Here is a 21,224-nt window from a genome sequence, read left to right on the forward strand (position 1 = left end):
ATTGTTGTAGATTGCTCACATTGCTAACAAGATTTAAAGGTCGTAATTGACCTGTAGCCAGAATTGGCGAACTGGATCGTAAGATTTCAGCACCCTATCTTCGAACACAAAGCGGTCTGCGATATTTTTGTTATTCAAGATATTGTTCACTTCAACAGAGAAACCAAAGCCATAGGCAAAATCAGGTTTCCAGCCAAGGCGGGTATCCCATGTGTATTTACTGGAGAAGTGCTGTTTGGTGTATTTACGAACTTGCCCATACTCGGGATCAAATGCGTAGGCATTGTCATAGCGAACAGCTTGGTCGCGTGCGCCCCACCATTGCAGGCGGTTATACCAAGTTAGGTCGTAATCATCCCAAACACTGGTCAGTTCTAAGTTTAATTTGAATGGCGAGTTGAAACTGGTGGATGGCAGTTTCGAGGCATCAATGACTTTACCGTCATACCATACCTTGTTGAGGTTCACTTTATTGGCAGGATCAAACGAGTTATAGCCTGCATCTTTTGGCGTATTACTTTCACTTTGCTGCCATGTCAGTGAAGCGGTCATCACATGAGAAGCTTCTGCCCACTCCCAAGGTTGGCTGTTATTAACGGAAAGTGTCACGGTGTCATGTGAACTACGACCGCCATTATCAAAGGTGCGAATGCTACGTTTACTTGCATCACGAGTGTCGTATTTGGTACGCGTTCTTACCTCATCATAACCTTCACGGTGGACATATTGTAGGCGCCATGTGGTTGATAAGATCTCCTGTTGCAGTGCAAGGGTTAGCTCATCGTTATAAGGGGTTTTAAGTGAATCAAGTCCTTCATAATCTTTTTTGTTATCCCAATCGTTTTTATTAGGATCTAGGGAGCAGCCATCATAACTATTGCATAATTGCATCCCATCATTTTGTGCGCCATATAAGGCATAGGTGAGCATTGAGCGACCGTAATAACGGTTCGCACCTGCAATAATCTGTGTTTTGCCATCGCCAAAGACGTCGTAGTTACCGGATAAACGCGGTGCTATATTGGTACGATTAACGAAGTCGTCGCGATCTAAACGGATCCCCGGACGAATGGTTAACTTGCCGTATTGAATATTGTCATCAAGGAATACAGCATAATTAGTGTAGTCCGCAGCGTGGCTTCCTGCTTGGAATCGAGTGACATTACTGAGGTAACCGTTATACATGCCACTGTCATCTATGCTACCTGTGTATGTATAACGGAAGTAGTCTTTATCTCGTCGATAAGTGCCTTTGGTGTAATTGAGCTCTGCGCCTAAAGTGGGTTTATGAGTGAGGCCTATGCCATCTTCCATGGTATTAAAACGCATCACCCCCTTTAACCCATGATTTTTCTGTTTTGAGGTGAGATCGCCTAAACCGCCGCTGCTACTTTCCGTGGTTTGATAGGTGGAATAGTCAATAGCACGGACTGTGAGTGAATATTTTTGGTCATCAGTACGATCATCTTTGAGTGTTTGGGTGTTAGCGGTTAACTCGAATTGGCCAATATCAAATTGATGTTTAAAAACCGCGGTAAAACCCAGTCCATCATGGGTTGAATCATAACCTGAATTCATGACTGAAGCAGAAAATAGACGACTATCGTAAGAGGCATAGTTAGCTGAGAGATCTAATGTGCTTTTATCTGATAGGTCGAGCGAATATTTCAGGAAGTAGTTATCCGATGTACGGTGCTGCTTCTTTTCACCTGAAGCGAAATTAACCATTTCCACTTGATTATTTTCATCAAAGATAACGGAATCGCCGCCAGTTACCGTCATTGGTATCGTGGAACTGCGGCGTGATGCTGAAAATACGATACCTGAATTTTCACTGACACCTAATTCGAACCAACCACCAAAATCATCTTTATCGTAGCGATTTTGGAAACGAGCAGGGTTAGCGGTGTCATTCTTGGTCGTATCGATCCCAAGCGAGGAATCATGAAATAAATTGTTCCAACCGGAGCGGGTTAACCGATAATAGGCATGTGCGCTGTTTTCACCTTGCCAACGGCGGCTATTAACCTCAACGGTTCCCCCCGTAAAGCCACCAAATTCGACAGGAATATTATTGTCATAGACCGCCATACTATCGATAAGACGACTATCGATATAGATCCCCTGATCGCTACTGCTTAAGCGGGTTGCTGTTTCACCAAGGCCATTATCTGCGGGGTCAAAGTCATTGTTGAAGCTAACGCCATCAAGACGATAAGCATTTTGATAACTGCTGGAGCCGTGAATTGAAATACGCGAAGGCTTTATTTCCCCTTGGTTCATTGAGTTGCTGTCATTATTAGCAAATTGAACGGCAGGGTTGGTTTTCATCAGATCCGTAATATTGCCATCGCCCGTGTTACGTTGGCTGATCTCTTCCGATGTCACATACTGTGGCGCAGACATAACATCTGTCGCTGGGTGATTTTGTTGTACGACCCCAGAAACCTGTGTTTCGGGGAGGACTAATGTGCCTTGATTAAGGTTCTGTGAACGGATCACGAAGATGCCATTATCACTGACTAACTCTAATCCGCTACCGATAAGTATTTTTTGTAATGCGGTTTGTGCGGTGTAGTGACCTGATAATGCAGGCGCGCGTAGGCCATTGAGTTGGCTCTTGTCATACAGTAATTGGATATTTCCTTGCTGGGTTATCTGTGCCACAGAAGTGGCTAGTGCTTGTTCTGGAAGTGAGAAAGCGACTTCTTGCGCAGCAGCAGATTGGCAAACTATTGCGCTACTAACGGCAACGAACAGTGCAAGCGGCTTAAACCGTTTGTGGGTGAATCGAATAGACATGAGTATCCCTTATTCTTAAGCGGCACAAAAAGTGTGCTAAAAATGGCAAAATAAATAACAACTGCTTAAGTAGAGGGGGAAATGAGAATTATCCTCACCCGTAAATCGAAATAATTTTCATTTATTTTTTTTATTTTGAATAATCAATATGTTATTTTTGTCTTGATAAACGACTTGTACAGGTAAAAGCATTGGAAGTGCTTGGAAAAATGACTCAGGTTGACGTAAATTGATCCGACCAGAGATTTTACTTTGCGCTAAAGAAGGCGGTGATAATTCAATGTTGACGGGTGAGTAAGCGTTAAGTTCAGAGAGCACCTCAGCCAATGGTTTATCAGTAAAGCTCAACTCACCAAAACGCCACCTTGCCACATCAAGAGGCGCAATTTTATTCATTTTGACAGGGCTATTGATGGCAGAGCTAGTCGCGCTATCCCCAGCAAACAGGTAAGTCGTTGCTTGCTCTTGCCCTGTTTTCAGACTCACTATCCCTTTGCTAACACGGACAGCGACTTGTTGCTGATGTCTATCGACTTCAAACTCAGTGCCAATGACTTGAATGCGCCTTTCATCGGCTAAAATCACAAAAGGCCGATAAGGATTGGATTTGACTTTGAAATAAGCGTTACCTTCATCTAGATATATCCGCCGAACCTCTGTTTCATAGGCTACCCGCACGCGTGTCTGGCGATTGAGAAATAATGCAGAGCCATCTGATAGAGTGACCTCTTTTGGCATATTAGTTGCGACGAGAGTCATATTGTTGAACAACATTGAGGGTAGCTGACTATAGGGTAAGAATAAAATAGCGGCAATAAATAGCGCTGCTAAGGTATTTCCCAATGGGCGCCATAACCGGAAAAAGAGCTGTTTTTTCGGGGGGAGTTCAATAGACGCTGGCCGTGGCATTGAATCGAACTCGCGCCAAACCCCTGCAATCGCTTCATAGGCTTTCGCATGCTCAGGAGATGCGTGTAACCAGATATCAAATTGCTTTGCTTGTTCAGCGCTCATCTGCTGACTGTGCTTGCGGGTGAACCACAGCGCTGCTTGCTCATCAATAGAATCTAATGTATCCGGCTCAGAGTGTGTTGTACGTGTCATTAATTATTATTGCTCTGATTATCAAGGTGTTTTTTACAATGTACCAAAGCTGCTGCTATATGCTTTTCGACCATACTAATGGAAATTTCCATTCGTTCAGCAATCTCACTTTGTGACAAACCATCAAATCGGTAGAGCAAAAAAGCTTCGCGACGCCGTGGAGGGAGCGACTCGATCGCCTCACTAAGCCACTGGATACGTTGTTGATGCTCCAGTATTTCACTGGGATCAGCTTGTGTCTCTTCGAGCTGCTGTTCAAGTAAAGCATCATCAATGTTTGTTTCAGACGTGGATTGGCGTTGATGACGTCGCCAATGGTCAATTAACACATGATTGGCGATTTTGAACAAATAAGCACGGCTCTCTTTAATCGGAGATTGCTCTTTTCGATTAAGCCATAGTGTAAACACATCCTGAGATAAATCATCAGCATCGTTACTATTACCTAGCCGATTGCGGAAAAAGCGGACAAGTTGGCTATACGTTGACTGATATGCGCCGCTAATTTTACGGGCAAGGGATTTATCAATAGTCATTTTTCGCTGGTGTTAAAAGTTAAATTACACGCTTAGGCGTGATAAAGATTTGCTCAAATCGCTTTATTGTTTTATTTCAAATAGTTATTTTAACTTTAGAATGTTATTAATAATAATGAATATCATTTTTGTTTGTATTATGCCTATAATCTGCAAAAAATAAAGTCGTGAGGCAGAATATGAGCAGTATCGCGGGTAAGTTAGAGCGCCCGATTTTCCGTCCACTGGGCGGTTTATTTTTAAGTCTTCTTTTCCACGGAACACTCGCAGTGATATTTATTGGCTGGTTTACGGCGTCAATACCGACAACAGGGGTATTGCCACCCGCAATATCATTACAACTAGGCGTTTATCAGCTTGAGCAGCATTCAGAGCCTGAAGTGAATCATGCTGCGAAACAGCAGATGGCGACACATGAGGAAGTTTTACCTGAATTAGTTGAAAAAACAGAAAAACTACCCGAAACACCGTTAGTTAATAATGGAACCTTAACCAAGGTCAGCGAAAAGAAACACCCACCTAAAAAGAAACCTACACAAGTCAAAAAAGTCGTTGAAGAGGCGCCTCTCAGTACGCAAGAGTCAGCAGTGACTTCGGCACCAGCAGCGGGGAGTGAAGCAAGTAGCAGTGCGAACTTCTCCAGTAATGCCTCGGTGGCGGTGAGTGGTCATCAAGGTTGGCACAGTGAGGTTCATCAGCGTTTAGCAAAAGCGAAACGTTATCCAAGGGCGGCGCTACGTTTTCGTTCAACCGGTGTCTCTCAGGTCAAAGTGATGGTGGACAGTCACGGTGAGGTGATTAGTGCCAGTTTGATTAATTCATCTGGAACCAAACTGTTAGATAAAGAGGCGATTGCGACCATAAACCGCGCAGCGCCATTCCCAGCCCCTCCTGAAACGCTATTAGTGGATGGCAAAGTCGAATTCGTTGCACCGATTGTTTTTGATACTTATTCCATGTAATTGAACTGCTGAGGGGAGATCCTCAGCAGTGTGAGTTCGTGGCTTAATTTTCAGGGGGTTTGGGCTTATTCGGCTTGCTTTTAGCACGACGTCTTTTAGGGCGATAAGGCCGATGTTCGCTTCTTTTCCGGTCAAAATGAGGTTTTTTGGCAATGTTTGGTGCCATATTTTCATCATCTTCATTGCCGCTGTCTTCATCAACAACGAGCTGAGGCGGTACATTTTTGCCTTTCTTTTTCTTGGTGCGGAATAAGGTATTTGCCAGCACAATCCCAATACAGAGCGCTAATAAAATAAAGAAACGTAATACATTGGTACTGTTATCAGCTTGCTGAATTTCTGTGGTTAGTAGCTCAGTATCAATGGTAAGCCGTAAATAACCTTTTGGCTCTTCTTTTCCGGGAATAGGTACAACCAGTTGATATTGAAAAGGTTGTGTTGATTGTTTGCTATCAATGGCAAGGCGTTCACGTACCGGAACTGACTCTCCCGCACTCGCAATTAAGGTTCCTCCCGCCGAATAAATACTGGCATCCAAAATGTATTTGTCTTTGGTGACATTGTTTAAATTGGCGATAATGCGTTCTCGATTAAAATCTTTGCTGCCGGAAACGATATAATCGGATAAGCTGAAAGCCACTTGTTCGGCCAAAACTCGAGTTAGCTGTTTAAATTGTTCGACTCTGTTTTGGTTTTGGCTGTTACCTAAATAGGTTATGCCATGCATTAATAGGGCGATTAATGCGACACAGATAATAATTATCACTGTTTTGTGAAGCTTAAAGGTCAGTTTCATAGAAATCACTAAGTGCTCTTTATCCATTCTCTGGCATCATGTTGCCAGAGCTTGTACAGATAAGGTAGTTTTGGGGCATATTTTTATTATAAAACGTTGAGTCGATTACAGGAGCTAATTTTCATGTCAACGAGTTTGACCTATTGCTATTTACCCGATGAAATTCAAAAGTGGCCTGGGTTACCGCTGTCATTGAGCGGTGAAGAGGTCATGCCTTTAGATTATCGCGCTGGCGACAGTGGTTGGTTATTATATGGACGAGGGTTAGATAAGGCACGGATCAGCGATTTTCAGCAGCGTTTGGGGATAGCGATAGTGATCGTTTCATCATGGCGAATCGATGACTATCAAGTGGTCAGAATTGCGGGAAGCATTACTCCTCGCATCAAAAAATTAGCCGATGAAAGTTTATTAGATGTTGTTCCATTAGGGCAAATTCCCCGTTTACGTTCACCGGGCCTGCTGTTAATGGATATGGACTCTACGGCAATTCAAATTGAATGTATCGATGAAATTGCACGTTTGTATGGCGTGGGCGAGCAAGTATCGGAAGTGACTGAACGAGCCATGCAAGGTGAGTTAGATTTCACGGAAAGCTTAAGAGCGCGTGTGGCGTTACTTAAAGGGGCCGATGTGATGATTTTGCAGCAAGTCATGGATACGCTGCCATTGATGCCTGGCTTAACCAGCCTTGTTCGTAAATTACAAGCGATGGATTGGCATGTGGCGATTGCATCAGGAGGATTTACATTCTTTGCCGATAACTTACGTCAACAATTAAAATTGGTCGCCGCTGTTGCGAATCAGCTAGAAATCAAAGACGGCAAGCTCACCGGTAAAGTCAAAGGGCCAATTGTTGATGCCAAATTTAAAGCACAAACGCTGGTTAAGTTAGCAGAGCGTTTAGAAATACCGATTGAACAAACCGTGGCAATCGGCGATGGCGCAAATGACTTGAAAATGTTGCGTAAGGCGGGGTTAGGAATAGCTTATCACGCGAAGCCAAAAGTCTACGCACGTGCCAAAGTGGCTATCCGTCATGCTGATTTAATGGGGGTTATGTGCGTGTTGAGCGGGGGGCTTAAGCACGAAGAGCGGTAATATTCATCATACAGGGCAGCCGTAAAGCGACGGGGTATTTTAAGTATTACGGGCAGCAACTATGCGGATTATTGAATAGCATATACTTTGAATTAAAGGCAGTTAGTTAAAAAAGGGTTAATAGGAGCAATATTGTGGCGAAAGGTGCAAAAAGAGCGTTTGTCTGTAATGAGTGCGGTGCGGATTATCCGCGCTGGCAAGGGCAATGCAGTGCCTGTCATGCATGGAATACCATTACAGAAGTGCGCCTCGCCTCAAGTCAATCATCGCCACGTCATGATCGCTTAACGGGGTATGCCGGAAATGCTGCTGGCGTAAGCCGTGTGCAAAAGCTATCAGAAATTAGCCTTGAAGAGCTGCCGCGTTTTACCACAGGATTTAAAGAGTTTGACCGCGTACTTGGTGGTGGCGTCGTACCGGGGAGCGCGATTTTGATTGGCGGGAACCCAGGGGCTGGGAAAAGTACATTACTACTACAGACCATGTGCTTACTTTCACGCGAAATGAAAACACTGTATGTCACAGGGGAAGAGTCGCTGCAACAGGTTGCTATGCGTGCACATCGCCTTGGTTTGCCGACGGATTCGCTAAATATGCTATCTGAAACCAGCATTGAGCAAATTTGTTTAACGGCAGAGCAAGAGCAACCTAAATTAATGGTGATCGACTCAATCCAAGTCATGCATATGGCTGATATCCAATCTTCCCCCGGCAGTGTGGCTCAGGTGCGTGAAACCGCCGCTTACTTGACGCGTTTCGCCAAGACGCGCGGTGTCGCTATCATTATGGTCGGTCATGTGACGAAAGATGGCTCTTTAGCTGGTCCTAAGGTGTTAGAGCACTGTATCGACTGTTCGATTATGTTGGATGGGGATGCCGATAACCGTTTTCGTACTTTGCGTAGCCATAAAAACCGTTTTGGTGCGGTTAATGAGCTAGGTGTGTTTGCGATGACGGAACAGGGTTTGAAAGAGGTAAATAATCCTTCGGCTATTTTCTTAAGTCGTGGTGATGAAATCACATCGGGTAGTTCCGTCATGGTGGTATGGGAAGGCACACGCCCACTGCTGGTGGAGATACAGGCATTGGTCGACCATTCAATGATGTCAAATCCTCGTCGAGTTGCGGTAGGGCTTGAGCAAAACCGTCTTGCGATTTTATTGGCTGTTTTGCATCGCCATGGTGGCTTACAAATGTCAGACCAAGACGTTTTTGTGAATGTGGTTGGCGGCGTTAAGGTCACTGAAACGAGTGCGGACTTGGCGTTATTGCTTTCTTTAGTCTCCAGTTTTCGGGATCGTCCTTTACCACGAGACCTTGTGGTATTTGGTGAAGTTGGCTTAGCTGGTGAAATTCGCCCTGTGCCGAGTGGGCAAGAGCGTATTTCAGAAGCGGCAAAACATGGCTTTAAACGGGCGATTGTTCCCCATGCGAACATGCCCAAAAAATCACCTCCCGATATGAAAGTGTATGGTGTGAAAAAGTTGTCAGATGCTTTAAGCGTAATGGATGAATTTGATTAATCGTCTCGTCATATTTCGCACTTTCGTGGCGTTCGATAGCGCTACATTTCGAATTATTGAGAGCAAATAAGGGAACTAAATGGCTGAATTTGACTATCTTAAGAATGCAATTAAGCAAGCTGGCTATACATTACAGCAAGTTGCTGATGCCTCTGATATGACCAAAGGGTATCTCAGCCAGCTTATCAACAACAAAATTAAAAGCCCGAGCGCACAAAAGATCGCGGCACTTCATCGCTTTTTAGGGCTGGAATACCCAAATAAACAAAAAAGCATTGGGGTCGTTTTCGGGAAATTCTATCCCTTACATACAGGTCAAATCTACTTGATCCAGCGTGCTTGTAGTCAAGTTGATGAGTTACATGTCATTCTTTGCCATGATGAGCCGCGTGATAAAGACCTATTCGTGAATAGCTCCATGTCACAACAGCCGACAGTCAGTGACCGTCTACGTTGGTTATTACAAACATTCAAATATCAAAAAAATATTCATATTCATTCATTCGATGAGCAAGGTATCGAACCTTATCCACACGGTTGGGAAGTGTGGAGTGAGGGAATGAAGGGCTTTTTGAAAAAGCACAATATTCACCCAAGTTTTATCTATTCGGGTGAAGCCAATGATGCACCGCGCTATAAAAAGTACTTAGGGATAGAAACTATCTTAATCGATCCTGAACGGACCTTCATGAATATCAGTGGTAATCAAATTCGTCAGGCCCCTTTCCGATATTGGGATTATATTCCGACAGAAGTGAAGCCCTTCTTTGTACGTAAAGTGGCAATACTCGGTGGTGAATCGAGTGGAAAATCGACACTCGTCAACAAACTGGCCAATATTTTTAATACCACCAGTGCGTGGGAGTTTGGGCGTGATTATGTGTTTTCTCATCTTGGTGGTGATGAAATGGCATTGCAATATTCTGACTACGATAAAATTGCATTAGGCCATGCTCAATATATTGATTTCGCGGTTAAATATGCCAATAAGGTCGCTTTTATTGATACCGATTTTATTACCACTCAGGCTTTTTGTAAGCGCTATGAGGGCAAAGAGCATCCTTTCGTACAGGCCTTGATTGATGAGTATCGTTTTGATCTGGTGATCTTATTAGAAAATAATACCCCATGGGTAGCCGATGGTTTACGTAGCTTGGGGAGTGAAAAAGACCGGCAAGAGTTTCAATCTTTGTTAATTGAAATGCTAAAGAAAAACAACGTGGAATTTGTTCATGTTGATTCTCCTGACTATGATACCCGTTTTCTCACCTGTATTTCGTTAGTACAGCAATTGCTGATGTTAGACGAATAATATAATGGGTTATTGAAAGTGAGAGATTGGAATAACACAAATACCTCATCATGAGGTATTTGTGTTTGTAGGAGGCTTGGCTTATTTGCTCATGCGCTTATATTTCATGCGATGAGGTTGTAGAGCTTCGGCACCCATAGTCCGTTTTTTGTAATCTTCATACTCAGAGAAGTTACCTTCAAAGAAGGTGATATTACCTTCATCTTGATAATCAATAATATGAGTTGCAATACGGTCAAGGAACCAGCGGTCATGCGAGATAACCATTGCACAGCCCGGGAACTCTAACAAGGCGTTTTCTAAGGCACGCAATGTTTCAACGTCGAGGTCGTTCGTGGGTTCGTCGAGTAACAGTACGTTACCGCCAACTTGTAGCAGCTTAGCTAAATGCAGACGTCCACGCTCACCACCGGACAACTCGCCAACACGTTTACCTTGGTCAACGCCTTTAAAGTTAAAGCGACCCACATAAGCGCGGCTTGGGATCTCAAAGTTACCAATACGCATGATATCTTGTCCGTTCGAGATCTCTTCCCAAACCGTTTTGCTGTCGTCCATGGAGTCACGGAACTGATCTACAGAGGCAATCTTGACCGTATCACCTAAGGTGATGGTGCCTGAATCTGGCTGCTCTTGGCCTGAGATCATACGGAATAGGGTTGATTTACCCGCACCGTTAGGGCCGATGATACCGACAATGGCTCCTTTTGGAATGGAGAAACTTAGGTTGTCGATAAGAACACGGTCACCGTAAGATTTGCTGAGGTTTTCAACTTCAATAACCTTATCACCCAAACGTGGACCTGGTGGAATAAATAATTCACTGGTCTCATTACGTTTTTGGTATTCAACGCTGTTAAGTTCTTCAAAGCGAGCCAGACGTGCTTTACCTTTCGCCTGACGGCCTTTTGGATTTTGGCGGATCCACTCTAACTCTTTCTCAATCGATTTACGTCTTGCCGCTTCCGTTGAAGCCTCTTGCGCTAAACGCTCATCTTTTTGTTCTAGCCAAGAAGAGTAGTTACCTTCCCATGGAATACCTTCACCACGGTCAAGTTCGAGGATCCAACCTGCAACGTTATCAAGGAAGTAACGGTCGTGGGTGATCGCCACAACAGTGCCTTCATAGTCATGTAAGAAACGTTCTAACCAAGCAACGGATTCCGCATCCAAGTGGTTAGTTGGCTCATCAAGGAGCAGCATGTCCGGTTTTTCTAACAGAAGACGGCAGATAGCAACACGGCGACGCTCACCACCGGATAGGTTTTCGATTTTAGCATCCCAAGGTGGCAAACGCAGTGCATCGGCAGCACGCTCTAGCTGGTTATCCAAGTTATGACCATCTTGCGCAGCAATAATGGCTTCTAACTCGCCTTGCTCTTTAGCTAACTTATCGAAATCCGCATCAGGATCGGCATAAGCGGCATAAACTTCATCTAAACGCGTTAATGCGTTTTTAACTTCAAAGACTGCCTCTTCAACCGCTTCACGAACAGTGTGTTCAGGGTTGAGCTTAGGCTCCTGTGGTAGATAGCCAATTTTGATACCGGGTTGAGGGCGTGCTTCCCCCTCAATTTCCGTATCGATACCCGCCATGATGCGTAATAAGGTTGATTTACCCGCACCGTTAAGACCTAAAACACCAATCTTCGCCCCAGGAAAGAAGCTCAGAGAGATATTTTTCAAAATATGACGCTTCGGTGGAACAATTTTTCCGACTCGGAGCATAGAATAAACATATTGAGCCAATTTTTTTACCTATTGTTTTATAAACGAAAGTTCAATATTTGATAGTGTTTTTAGCAGACATATGACCGTCTTATCACGCGATTATACCTTAGGCGACTTTTGCTGCTGTAAACGTTACTTTCTATCTTAAAATTTTTCTGAGCTTCACTCTAATTGTTCCTCACTCTAAGTCAATAGTTGCGTGTGTTTCCGATACTTTCTTGTGAATTAACCCCCACTTAAGACGGGATCAAAATTAAGTAAAAACGCGCATGTTTCATCATGGGGTAAATGACCTTTTACATTGTAAACAAAAAATAATCATTAACAGGGGGGAACGGGGGGTGTTGGCTATTTTTTAATACGGGGGCTGTTTTGTTTTATAGATAAACATATCGATTAGTCTTGTTAGGGTGAATTTAGTTTAAGGCTTAATGGAAATTTATTTTCATTTAGCTTTGATGAAGGTATTTATTGGATCATGGTAGAGTGACATGCCATTTAATATTTCATTAATAAATCTGATATAAAAAAGATTATTTAGGGTTAATACTTTTACCTCTATTACTTTTTCTTCCGAGTTATCTAAATTTTGTGAAGATGATTTTGACGATAAGCTAAAGATGTCTATCAAAGCCCAAAAATCAGCGTGTAAAGCAGACGCTTAACCATTTGCAAGATGCAGCAAACGGCGACTGTTCAATAAAATAGGTTTTCCTGTTTTTATGTTTTGAAGATTACTGAGAGCTTATTATTTGATATTAATATTTAAATAGCGATTAATATTAAAAATCACATAGCGATTAAAATAGATTATTAGTAAATTATTAGCATAATAAATCGACATCTAAATATGTTATAGATGATATTAATTCTATAGCAGAGCGATGACCACTATAGAATTAATTTTTAATATCATTAAAATCTGAAAATAAATAGATTTTATTGATTAGAAATAGGCGCTGATTCTAACTTAACGATATCAGGTTTTTTCTGTTTAAGCTCTCTTTGTACATCACTGGCCTGTATTTTTTTATCTGTTCTTTCAGAGGTTCCGGTGAATACCCCACCTTTCTTAATGGTTAGGTTTTTAGTTTGGCAGATCCCATCGAGCTGACCATTTTCTAGAATATCCAAGTTTTCAGAGACACATAAGCCTCTCATAATGCCGTTGATTGAAATGGTTTGAGCATAAATCTCGCCTTCAACAACCCCTTCTTTTTGGATTGTGACAATACCGTCATTGCTACGAACACTCCCTTTTATATGACCGAATATTTGGATGTCTTCATCTAAAACAAGGTCACCGGAAATGTTGCAACTACTTGAAATAGAAGTGCTCTTGCGTGCTGAAGGTGTTGAAAGCACTTTTTCTTCTTTAATTTCAACCGTTTCTTTTTCGGGCGTTAACTCATGCGTTTTTGCCGCTTCGATAACGTTATCTTTATCTTTACTTTTTTTCGCAAACATCCTTTTATTCCTTGTAGAGAGTATATAAAAAACAATGAAGAATATGATTAGGAAAGGCAGAGATACAAGAGAAGAGTGAATATCTGTTAATGTGTATATTAAAAGATATGCCCATCCGCACCCAAGAATAGAAAAAAATAAATTTTTGAAATCCATATCATATCTCATTTTAAAGGGAGTTTAGATTATTCCAAATGAGCTTCATCATATTGACAAAATTAAATAGTTTTTACATCCACTGATATTATTTAACAGTAAAGATCAAGATTTGTCTATTTTTACTGAAAATAATACATCAATATTGAGTAATTTAAGCATTCATACCTATTAATAAACATGGCTCACTGATTTTTATCTATTTAACAACCATTTTTATAGATAACTCATCATGTTATTCAACGATGTGCCATAAAGCCGACGATTATCAAATCCATCATTTTACGTGATTCAGCGTAGTCTATTCGGTGGATTAACCACTATTTTACTAGGTGTTTTGACGTATAGAAAGAGGCTACTCTCTATCAAGGCGTTAATTTCAAGAACACTCCTGTTGCTTTCAACCTAAAGATTTTATATTGATAAAAATCGTTTAACAAAGTTGTATCCACCTGATACGCATTATATTTCAGGCCATATCAATACAAGTTGTGTTTAGTGACTCAAACCGATGAGTTGATGGGGTCTTTTGGGAAAACTTCACTGAACACCTACATGCAACTCGAATAATTTCGAGTATAGTTATAGAAGCGAAAAATTTAGAGCAGCGCGGGAATAGGGAAATAGTCAGTATGAAAAAATTCTTGATGGCAGTGCCGATTGCCATGATGTTGGTATCGACGACGGTATGGGCAGACTCTTTACAGGCTCAACGAGAGCGTTATCAAGCCATCAAACAAGCTTGGGATGCCAAGCAAATGGATGAAGTTGAACGTTTATTGCCGACATTACAAACGTATCCATTGTACCCTTATTTAGAATATCGAGAGTTAACGCAAGACCTCGATATTATTTCGCCGAGTCAAGTACAAGCATTTATTGACGCTCACCCGACATTACCAGTCGCAAAAACGTTAAAAAATCGCTTTGTGAATGAACTTGCTCGTCGCCAAGAGTGGCAATCTTTGCTGGCATTCAGCCCTAAAGAGCCTATGCCTGCGGAGGCGAAATGTAACTATTTCTATGCTAATTGGGCTACAGGCAATAAAACGCTCGCTTGGCAAGGGGCGGAGAAATCTTGGCTTAATGGGCGTTCAATGCCTGCCGCTTGCGATAAATTGTTTAATGAGTGGGAAAAAGCCGGCCATTTAACACCGGAAATGATCCTTGAACGGATCCACCTTGCCATTGATGCAGGTAATACTTCAATGGCTACCTATTTAGCGAAGCGTCTGCCACCAAGTTATAGGACGATTGGTGATGCATTAGTGAAGCTGCAAAATGATCCTGCATCGGTTACCACTTTTGCTAAGACGATGACACCGACCGATTTTTCACGTCAAGCCACGATAGCTGCATTTAGCCGTTATGCGCGCCAATCGCCAGATCAGGCACGAGCCGCGTTAAAGGGGATCAGTAACGCGCAAAAAATGAATTTTGCCGAAACTCAAAAATTAAAAGATAGTGTTGCTTGGCAATATATGGGGGCGGTCACACCTGAGCAAGAAAACTGGCGCGATGAGGTGATCAGTGAAACGGATTCAACAGCCCTAAAAGAGCGCCGTATTCGCTTAGCACTTGGTGCTGGGGATAAAGCAGGAGTAGCAAAATGGCTGAAACAGCTTCCCGCTGATGCACGGCATAAAGATGAGTGGCAATATTGGCAGGCCATCACCTTAATGAATGAAGGCAAAAAAGCAGAAGGTGAAGCCATTCTACGCAAACTCATCGAGGGCAGAGGCTTCTACCCAATGGTGGCAGCACAAAAATTAAACACGGAATACCCTCTGTATATTAAAACGGCTGAAAAACCGGATAGCCAACAGCTAGATAAGTTAGCAGAAATCCAGCGTGTACGTGAATTAATGTATTGGGAAATGGACAATCTTGCTCGTACCGAATGGGTAAGTTTAGTCGCTTCACTACCACCAAATCAGCAAGAGCAGCTTGCCCGTTATGCGTTTGATAACAATTGGGCGGATTTAAGTGTGCAAGCAACTATCCAAGCGAAGTTGTGGAATCATTTAGAAGAACGTTTTCCATTAGCGTGGGAAAAAGAGTTTGAACACTACACAAAAGGTAAAACGATTTCTAAAAGTTATGCCATGGCGATTGCTCGTCAAGAGAGTGCATGGAACCCACAAGCCAAATCCCCTGTTGGGGCGACGGGGCTAATGCAGCTCATGCCAGCGACGGCGAAGCATACGGTACAGAAGCAAGGAATTGATGGTTATGTCAATACCAGCCAATTGGTGAACCCAGTTAAGAATATTGAAATCGGTACGGCTTACTTAGATGATGTTTATCAGCAGTTCTCTAATAACCGTATCCTATCAAGTGCGGCTTATAACGCTGGGCCATCAAGGGTCACGCGTTGGTTAGGTAATAGTAGCGGTCGTCTTGATGCTGTTGCCTTTGTCGAGAGTATTCCTTTTTCAGAAACACGAGGCTATGTGAAAAATGTGCTCTCTTATGACGTATTCTACCGTTACTTTATGGGACAACATGGGCCTGTATTGACCGATAACGAGTGGTTAATGAAGTATTAGTAGGTTTTACAGGTGATTTGCCAAATAGTGTGTTATCATTTGTACTAGTTAAATAGTATGGTTGGATAACATGACTGCAAATCACCTGAATGACCCAGCACTCACTACCGATGAGAACGATGATTGGCAACGCTTTGTTAAATTGCTACAGCTTGCGTTTGAGCAAGACTTACAACATCCCATATTACAATTGTTGCTGACACCCGATGAACGAACGGCGCTTGCGACTCGAGTCAGAATTGTGCAAGAGTTGATGCGTGGTGAAATGAGCCAAAGGGAATTAAAAAATGAACTTGGGGTGGGTATCGCTACCATCACACGCGGCTCAAATAGTTTAAAATCGGCACCTCAGCCTGTAAAAGAGTGGTTAGAAGCGCAATTGCTAAAATAGCCACTGCATATTCATTGAACACAGAGCACTCTATACACGTTACTCCATGACAGGGAGCCGAGTTGAGCATCAGTCCATACTGACTCAAGATGATGAGTTGTCAGTGTTAATTGTGTGATTTGTGTCATTAATATAGACAAATAGGGGCAAAGACTGCCCCTATTGTTATTTTTTCGTTATAATTAATCTTCTATCTGGTTTAGCTCTTTATAAATTTCATGCTTAATGGGAACCAGCGCCAGTATCAGTGCTTGTTGGTAGACACTGGTGCGTGTTAGTACCCCGTTAGTAAAAAAGCCGATGGCACCGCCTTGTTGTTTGATGTTATCGATGCCAGTTAAATCTGCCATTTCGTCACCAAGCTCACGCCCTTCACGGATACCCGCAAGGATTTTTTCTGGGATCATGATACTCGCTGAACGTGATTCACCACGGATCTGTTTATGTTCAATAACAATCCATGCAAAGGTCATATCTTCATCAATGCCAGCTTCAATCCCGACCCAAAAATCGGCCTCTGGGCGAACTTGCCTTGATGCCATTACACGTTGCCTTGCGCCTGTGCGGGTTTCATTATTACCGATAGGTTGCTGTGGAACGCTGCTATCAACGTTAATATCTTCTACTTGATAAGTGCCTGGCCCAAAAACAGCATCGAAAGCAAGATGAATCGCTTTAATTTTGGCAGGATTAGTCGTTGCAGCTATAACTTGGTACATTAATTATTTTCCTTTGAACACATATTTCGCAAAGTAATAACGGAACACATCTATGTTACAGGTTTATCTTGTTCGCCACGGTGAAACCGAATGGAACGTGGCACGTCGTATACAGGGCCAATCTGATAGCCCACTCACGGCCACTGGACGTCTGCAAGCAAGGCAAGTTGCCGAAAGGATGAAATCAGAAGGCATTACTCATATTATCACTAGTGATATGGGACGCACACGCGAAACTGCACAAATAATTGCGGATGTTTGCCGTTGTGAAATTATCATAGAACCTCGTCTTCGTGAATTAAATATGGGGGTTCTGGAACAGCGCGAAATAGAAAGCCTGACAGAGCAAGAAGAGCAGTGGCGTAAAAGCCTTATTGATGGCACAGAAGGCGGGCGTATTCCAAACGGTGAATCGATGGAAGAGCTGTATCAGCGTATGTATGCCGCTCTCAACAGTTGCCTCGATCTACCAAAAGGGAGTCGACCACTTTTAGTCAGCCACGGGATCGCATTGAGTACGCTAGTTAGCCGTATTTTAGGGGTTCCTGCTTATTCAGAACGCCGCTTGCGCTTACGTAATTGCTCAATTTCACGCGTGGATTACCAAAACAGCCCTTGGCTCGCAAATGGTTGGATCGTTGAAAGTACTGGTGAGGTTACCCACCTTACTCAGCCTGCGTTAGATGAACAGCAAGCGTAGTTGAGACCGTGTAAATTTGGAGTTCCAACAATGATAGATTCTAACTTATTCGAGTTGCAGCTAGGAGACTAACGGAGATAGTCGGGAACATAAATAATATGTGACTCGGCTAGCTAGGACAGTCCATGATGCCACAGCTTGGAAAGATAACGAGCCATTGAAACTCCAAATTATTAACGTTTTATCGGCACATAGTAATCAAAGGCCGCAACATGCGATTTCGGGTCATCATTTTTATGGTCTATATGACGTAACTCAACATTTTTGAGTTTATAGTGTTCGATATCATAGCCAGGTCGGCGCGTGATATTGAGCTTAGGCAGATAGACGCCATAAATCTGATATAAGAACTCTTGCATTGCTGCGCGCGTTGCTTCACCGCTAAAGCTAAACTTCACATATTCTCCAGCGGGAATAGTGAGATGGCTATATTCTGCATTGTTAAAACTTGCATCTTCAGGTTTTACTGCGGTGGTATAGAACACCGTCTGCTCATCTTCTTTATCGGCGTTATGAATCGCGTGGTGTAAGCCGAAGACCTCAGAGGCAATCGAGGTTGTATGTTCTAAATAGTAGTGCCAGAAAGTTTGGCGCATCTGTGAACAGGCGGTTGACCACTCTTCTAGCGCATAAGAACAGCTTTGCTCAAGCCCCACTAAAGGCTGCTCCTGCATCTCGACGAACTCATAATCTAAATGTTTATGTTCATCTAAAATAATAGGTGGACAAATACCCGTGGCACACCACTCATCGCTACGACGATAGTAAGCAGGGGTGATGTTAAATTGTTTCTTAAACGCGCGGGTAAAAGTTTGCTGTGAGTCAAAGCGATATTGTAACGCGATATCAAGAATCGGGCGGCTGGTCAGTCGTAAAGCTACAGCAGCGCGAGATAGCCGTCGAGCACGAATATAGGCGCCAATTGCTTGGTCAGTCACCTCTTTGAACATCCGTTGTAAATGCCATTTGGAGTAGCCAGCTTTTGCCGCAACATTATCGAGTGATAGAGGTTTATCTAGGTTATCATCGATCCAGCGAAGAAGGTCACGAATAATATTTGTTTGATCCATGTATATCCCTAGTCAATAAGACTTAAAAAACAGATATAGGTTATCAAGGAACGCCTATTCTATATCAAGTTACCTTTTTCGTTTATAGTAAAAGAGTTGTATTTACCATTTAGTTGTAAAGAAAATGATTAACTTCTTTTATACTTGTCATATTTCAGGCTGCCTTATGGTTAATAATGGCTGAAATGTCACTCGAATTGTTTAAAAAGTATATAACAAAGAGGCTAAGTCTTCTGGTTGAAAAGGAAATTTGTATGCATTTTTGCAAGTTGAAAAAGATCGTATTGGCATCACTGTTGTCTGCATTACCCTTTGCGACGTTTGCGGAAGAAATTGGCTCGGTAGATACCGTTTTTAAAGTATTTGGCCCTGACCATAAAATTGTTGTTGAAGCTTTTGATGATCCCGATGTTGAAAATGTGACCTGCTACTTAAGCCGTTCGAAGACGGGGGGGATTAAAGGTGGGCTTGGTTTAGCAGAAGATACTTCTGATGCGGCGATATCTTGCCAACAAGTTGGTCCGATTGAACTGAATGAACGGATCAAACGTTCACCGAAAAAACCGCACGTTGTTTTCCAAAAACGGACTTCATTAGTATTCAAAAAGTTGCAGGTAGTACGTTTTTATGATCCCAAACGCAATGCGCTTGTTTATTTGACTTATTCAGACAAGATGATTGATGGCTCACCGAAGAATGCATTAAGCGCTGTACCTATTATGCCATGGTAAGTCTTTAAGTGGGTCTACAGGTGCTCTTCCCGCATAAAATAACCCCCAATAATGGAATTATTGGGGGTTATTTATTCATCGGTCTTTATCGAACGATGGCGGGATTATTCGTCGAGATCACCACAAAAGCGATAACCCTCACCGTGGATTGTTGCGATGATTTCTGGGGTATCAGGCGTTGATTCGAAATGTTTACGAATACGACGGATAGTGACGTCGACCGTTCTATCATGAGGCTTAAGCTCACGGCCTGTCATTTTCTTCAACAAATCGGCGCGAGTTTGGATTTTCCCCGGGTTCTCACAAAAATGTAGCATAGCGCGGAATTCGCTACGAGGTAATTTGTAGTGTTCGCCAGCAGGGCTGATCAGTGAGCGACTGTTGATGTCGAGTTCCCAACCATTAAATTTATAGCTTTCGACTAAACGGCGCTCTTCAGTGCCACCAGCTAAATTCATAGTACGAGATAGTAGGTTGCGTGCACGGATAGTCAGCTCGCGAGGGTTAAATGGCTTGGTGATATAATCATCCGCACCAATTTCTAGGCCAAGGATCTTATCCACCTCATTATCACGGCCTGTTAGGAACATCAGTGCAATACTTTCTTGCTCACGTAATTCACGCGCAAGGAGAAGGCCGTTTTTACCGGGTAGGTTAATATCCATGATAACGAGGTTGATGTCATGCTCGGACAGAACATTGTGCATCTCTTCGCCATCAGTGGCTTCGTGAACTACATAGCCTTCAGCCTCAAAGATACTTTTCAGCGTATTGCGTGTGACAATCTCATCTTCAACAATTAAAATGTGTGGGGTCTGCATATTTGCTACCTAAAGTTTTAAAATAAAATTGTGAACTCATAAGCCGCTTCCAAATTAGGTGGTTTTGATTTTATTTTACTGGAACGACGCGTCTATGGGTTATAAATATGTTTTCGAGTCAAGGTTATTTTGTCGCCTCTATCGTCATCAGATTCTAAATTGAATCAAAATTTAGGCACCTTCCCAACGTTGGGCTGTTAACAGCAATATAACAGCTAATACTGCATTTACCACCTAAAAAAATAACTTTTGTTGATACATATCAAAATCAATTGTAGCACGTTAACAAAATTTGTTAGGAAGAAAATCTTACCGATTCAATGGCTGTTTAACTATCAGATAAAGAGTAAAAGTTTTTTATTCTTTGTTTACTCAAACGATGCGTTTGGGTGAAAAATGGCCAACTATTCAAGCTAACGCTAAAAAAAAGTTTATGGATATTTTAATCTGACAATTGTTAATTTTTTGGTTTTTTAAATTAGCAAATTGTGAGGCCTATTCATTTGTGATTAAATTTTGTTGAGAAAATAGGATAATTTTTGATAGGTCACGCTTTGAATAACGGGCTTTTTTTGCAAATAAATTTGACATTTTTGGGCAATTGCTTTAACCGTATAGGGAGCAAGTAACGAATCAAGAGACAGACAGAAATCTATGCGTAACATCAGCCTGACTACGATTATTATTACCACCACCGTAACCACAGGAAACGGGGCGGGCTGACGCATCCAAAAAATAAAAAACGAAAAAGCC

Annotated in this window: 18 protein-coding genes and 1 other annotated feature (1 of these 19 cut by a window edge); of the genes, 9 read left to right on the forward strand and 9 right to left on the reverse strand. The window is 42.5% G+C overall.

Going from position 1 to position 21,224, the window contains the following annotated elements; translation table 11 throughout:
* Nucleotides 1–33 precede the first annotated feature (33 nt).
* The 3 genes from M1E93_RS02665 to M1E93_RS02675 all read right to left on the reverse strand — a co-directional run bounded on the left by M1E93_RS02665 (nt 34) and on the right by M1E93_RS02675 (nt 4,442).
* Nucleotides 34–2,802 carry a secretin and TonB N-terminal domain-containing protein gene (locus M1E93_RS02665; protein ID WP_426207080.1) on the reverse strand — a complete coding sequence of 923 codons (2,769 nt, stop codon included), beginning with the start codon at nt 2,800–2,802 and terminating at the stop codon, nt 34–36.
* A 117-nt stretch (nt 2,803–2,919) separates the two neighbouring features.
* Nucleotides 2,920–3,906 carry a FecR family protein gene (locus tag M1E93_RS02670; protein ID WP_004926667.1) on the reverse strand — a complete coding sequence of 329 codons (987 nt, stop codon included), beginning with the start codon at nt 3,904–3,906 and terminating at the stop codon, nt 2,920–2,922.
* Nucleotides 3,906–4,442: an RNA polymerase sigma factor gene (locus tag M1E93_RS02675; RefSeq protein ID WP_014656824.1), complete on the reverse strand. Its 537-nt coding sequence runs from the start codon at nt 4,440–4,442 to the stop codon at nt 3,906–3,908. The genes M1E93_RS02670 and M1E93_RS02675 overlap by 1 nt, the downstream gene beginning before the upstream one ends.
* 179 nt (nt 4,443–4,621) lie before the next feature.
* On the opposite strand from M1E93_RS02675, the gene M1E93_RS02680 reads away from it, so the two are divergent.
* Nucleotides 4,622–5,404: an energy transducer TonB gene (locus tag M1E93_RS02680; protein WP_004926672.1), complete on the forward strand. Its 783-nt coding sequence runs from the start codon at nt 4,622–4,624 to the stop codon at nt 5,402–5,404.
* Nucleotides 5,405–5,447: 43 nt separating this feature from the next.
* On the opposite strand, the gene M1E93_RS02685 is transcribed toward M1E93_RS02680, so the two are convergent.
* Entirely contained in the window at nt 5,448–6,227 is a 780-nt protein-coding gene (locus M1E93_RS02685) for an AhpA/YtjB family protein (protein ID WP_004926675.1), read from the reverse strand.
* A gap of 96 nt (nt 6,228–6,323) precedes the next feature.
* Between M1E93_RS02685 and serB the strand changes: the two genes are divergently transcribed.
* From serB to nadR, 3 genes are all read left to right on the forward strand, one after another.
* Entirely contained in the window at nt 6,324–7,301 is a 978-nt protein-coding gene (gene serB, locus M1E93_RS02690; protein WP_004926677.1) for a phosphoserine phosphatase, read from the forward strand.
* Nucleotides 7,302–7,435: 134 nt separating this feature from the next.
* The gene (radA, locus tag M1E93_RS02695) at nt 7,436–8,824 is read left to right on the forward strand and encodes a DNA repair protein RadA (protein ID WP_004926679.1); all 1,389 of its coding nucleotides are present in this window, start codon (nt 7,436–7,438) and stop codon (nt 8,822–8,824) included.
* 79 nt (nt 8,825–8,903) lie between these two features.
* On the forward strand, nt 8,904–10,136 hold the full coding sequence (gene nadR, locus M1E93_RS02700; RefSeq protein WP_104873007.1) for a multifunctional transcriptional regulator/nicotinamide-nucleotide adenylyltransferase/ribosylnicotinamide kinase NadR: 1,233 nt from the start codon (nt 8,904–8,906) through the stop codon (nt 10,134–10,136).
* Nucleotides 10,137–10,217: 81 nt separating this feature from the next.
* On the opposite strand, the gene ettA is transcribed toward nadR, so the two are convergent.
* Nucleotides 10,218–11,885: an energy-dependent translational throttle protein EttA gene (gene ettA, locus M1E93_RS02705; protein ID WP_014656823.1), complete on the reverse strand. Its 1,668-nt coding sequence runs from the start codon at nt 11,883–11,885 to the stop codon at nt 10,218–10,220.
* A gap of 921 nt (nt 11,886–12,806) precedes the next feature.
* Nucleotides 12,807–13,334: a bactofilin family protein gene (locus M1E93_RS02710; RefSeq protein WP_014656822.1), complete on the reverse strand. Its 528-nt coding sequence runs from the start codon at nt 13,332–13,334 to the stop codon at nt 12,807–12,809.
* 788 nt (nt 13,335–14,122) lie between these two features.
* Here M1E93_RS02710 and sltY point away from each other — a divergent pair.
* Nucleotides 14,123–16,039: a murein transglycosylase gene (gene sltY, locus M1E93_RS02715; protein ID WP_036941904.1), complete on the forward strand. Its 1,917-nt coding sequence runs from the start codon at nt 14,123–14,125 to the stop codon at nt 16,037–16,039.
* Nucleotides 16,040–16,109: 70 nt separating this feature from the next.
* Nucleotides 16,110–16,430 carry a trp operon repressor gene (gene trpR / locus M1E93_RS02720; RefSeq protein ID WP_004926695.1) on the forward strand — a complete coding sequence of 107 codons (321 nt, stop codon included), beginning with the start codon at nt 16,110–16,112 and terminating at the stop codon, nt 16,428–16,430.
* Between the two features lie 182 nt (nt 16,431–16,612).
* On the opposite strand, the gene yjjX is transcribed toward trpR, so the two are convergent.
* The gene (yjjX, locus tag M1E93_RS02725; protein ID WP_004926699.1) at nt 16,613–17,149 is read right to left on the reverse strand and encodes an inosine/xanthosine triphosphatase; all 537 of its coding nucleotides are present in this window, start codon (nt 17,147–17,149) and stop codon (nt 16,613–16,615) included.
* Nucleotides 17,150–17,201: 52 nt separating this feature from the next.
* On the opposite strand from yjjX, the gene gpmB reads away from it, so the two are divergent.
* Entirely contained in the window at nt 17,202–17,849 is a 648-nt protein-coding gene (gene gpmB / locus M1E93_RS02730; protein WP_004926704.1) for a 2,3-diphosphoglycerate-dependent phosphoglycerate mutase GpmB, read from the forward strand.
* A 173-nt stretch (nt 17,850–18,022) separates the two neighbouring features.
* Here the strand turns inward: gpmB and robA are convergent, their stop codons facing one another.
* Complete coding sequence (gene robA / locus M1E93_RS02735; protein WP_004926707.1) at nt 18,023–18,919, reverse strand: MDR efflux pump AcrAB transcriptional activator RobA; 897 nt, start codon at nt 18,917–18,919, stop codon at nt 18,023–18,025.
* A 254-nt stretch (nt 18,920–19,173) separates the two neighbouring features.
* Between robA and creA the strand changes: the two genes are divergently transcribed.
* Complete coding sequence (gene creA / locus M1E93_RS02740; protein WP_014656819.1) at nt 19,174–19,650, forward strand: protein CreA; 477 nt, start codon at nt 19,174–19,176, stop codon at nt 19,648–19,650.
* A gap of 104 nt (nt 19,651–19,754) precedes the next feature.
* Here creA and arcA read toward each other — a convergent pair whose 3' ends face one another.
* Nucleotides 19,755–20,471 (reverse strand): two-component system response regulator ArcA, encoded by a 717-nt coding sequence (gene arcA / locus M1E93_RS02745; protein ID WP_004926714.1) that lies wholly within the window; start codon nt 20,469–20,471, stop codon nt 19,755–19,757.
* Nucleotides 20,472–21,125: 654 nt separating this feature from the next.
* Here arcA and thrL point away from each other — a divergent pair.
* Nucleotides 21,126–21,194: a thr operon leader peptide gene (gene thrL / locus M1E93_RS02750; protein ID WP_071599685.1), complete on the forward strand. Its 69-nt coding sequence runs from the start codon at nt 21,126–21,128 to the stop codon at nt 21,192–21,194.
* Nucleotides 21,133–21,224: a sequence feature (Thr leader region), on the forward strand (it continues 30 nt past the right edge of the window). Its footprint overlaps the gene before it by 62 nt.

Source organism: Providencia sp. PROV272, assembly GCF_049901975.1.
Classification (GTDB): domain Bacteria; phylum Pseudomonadota; class Gammaproteobacteria; order Enterobacterales; family Enterobacteriaceae; genus Providencia; species Providencia stuartii.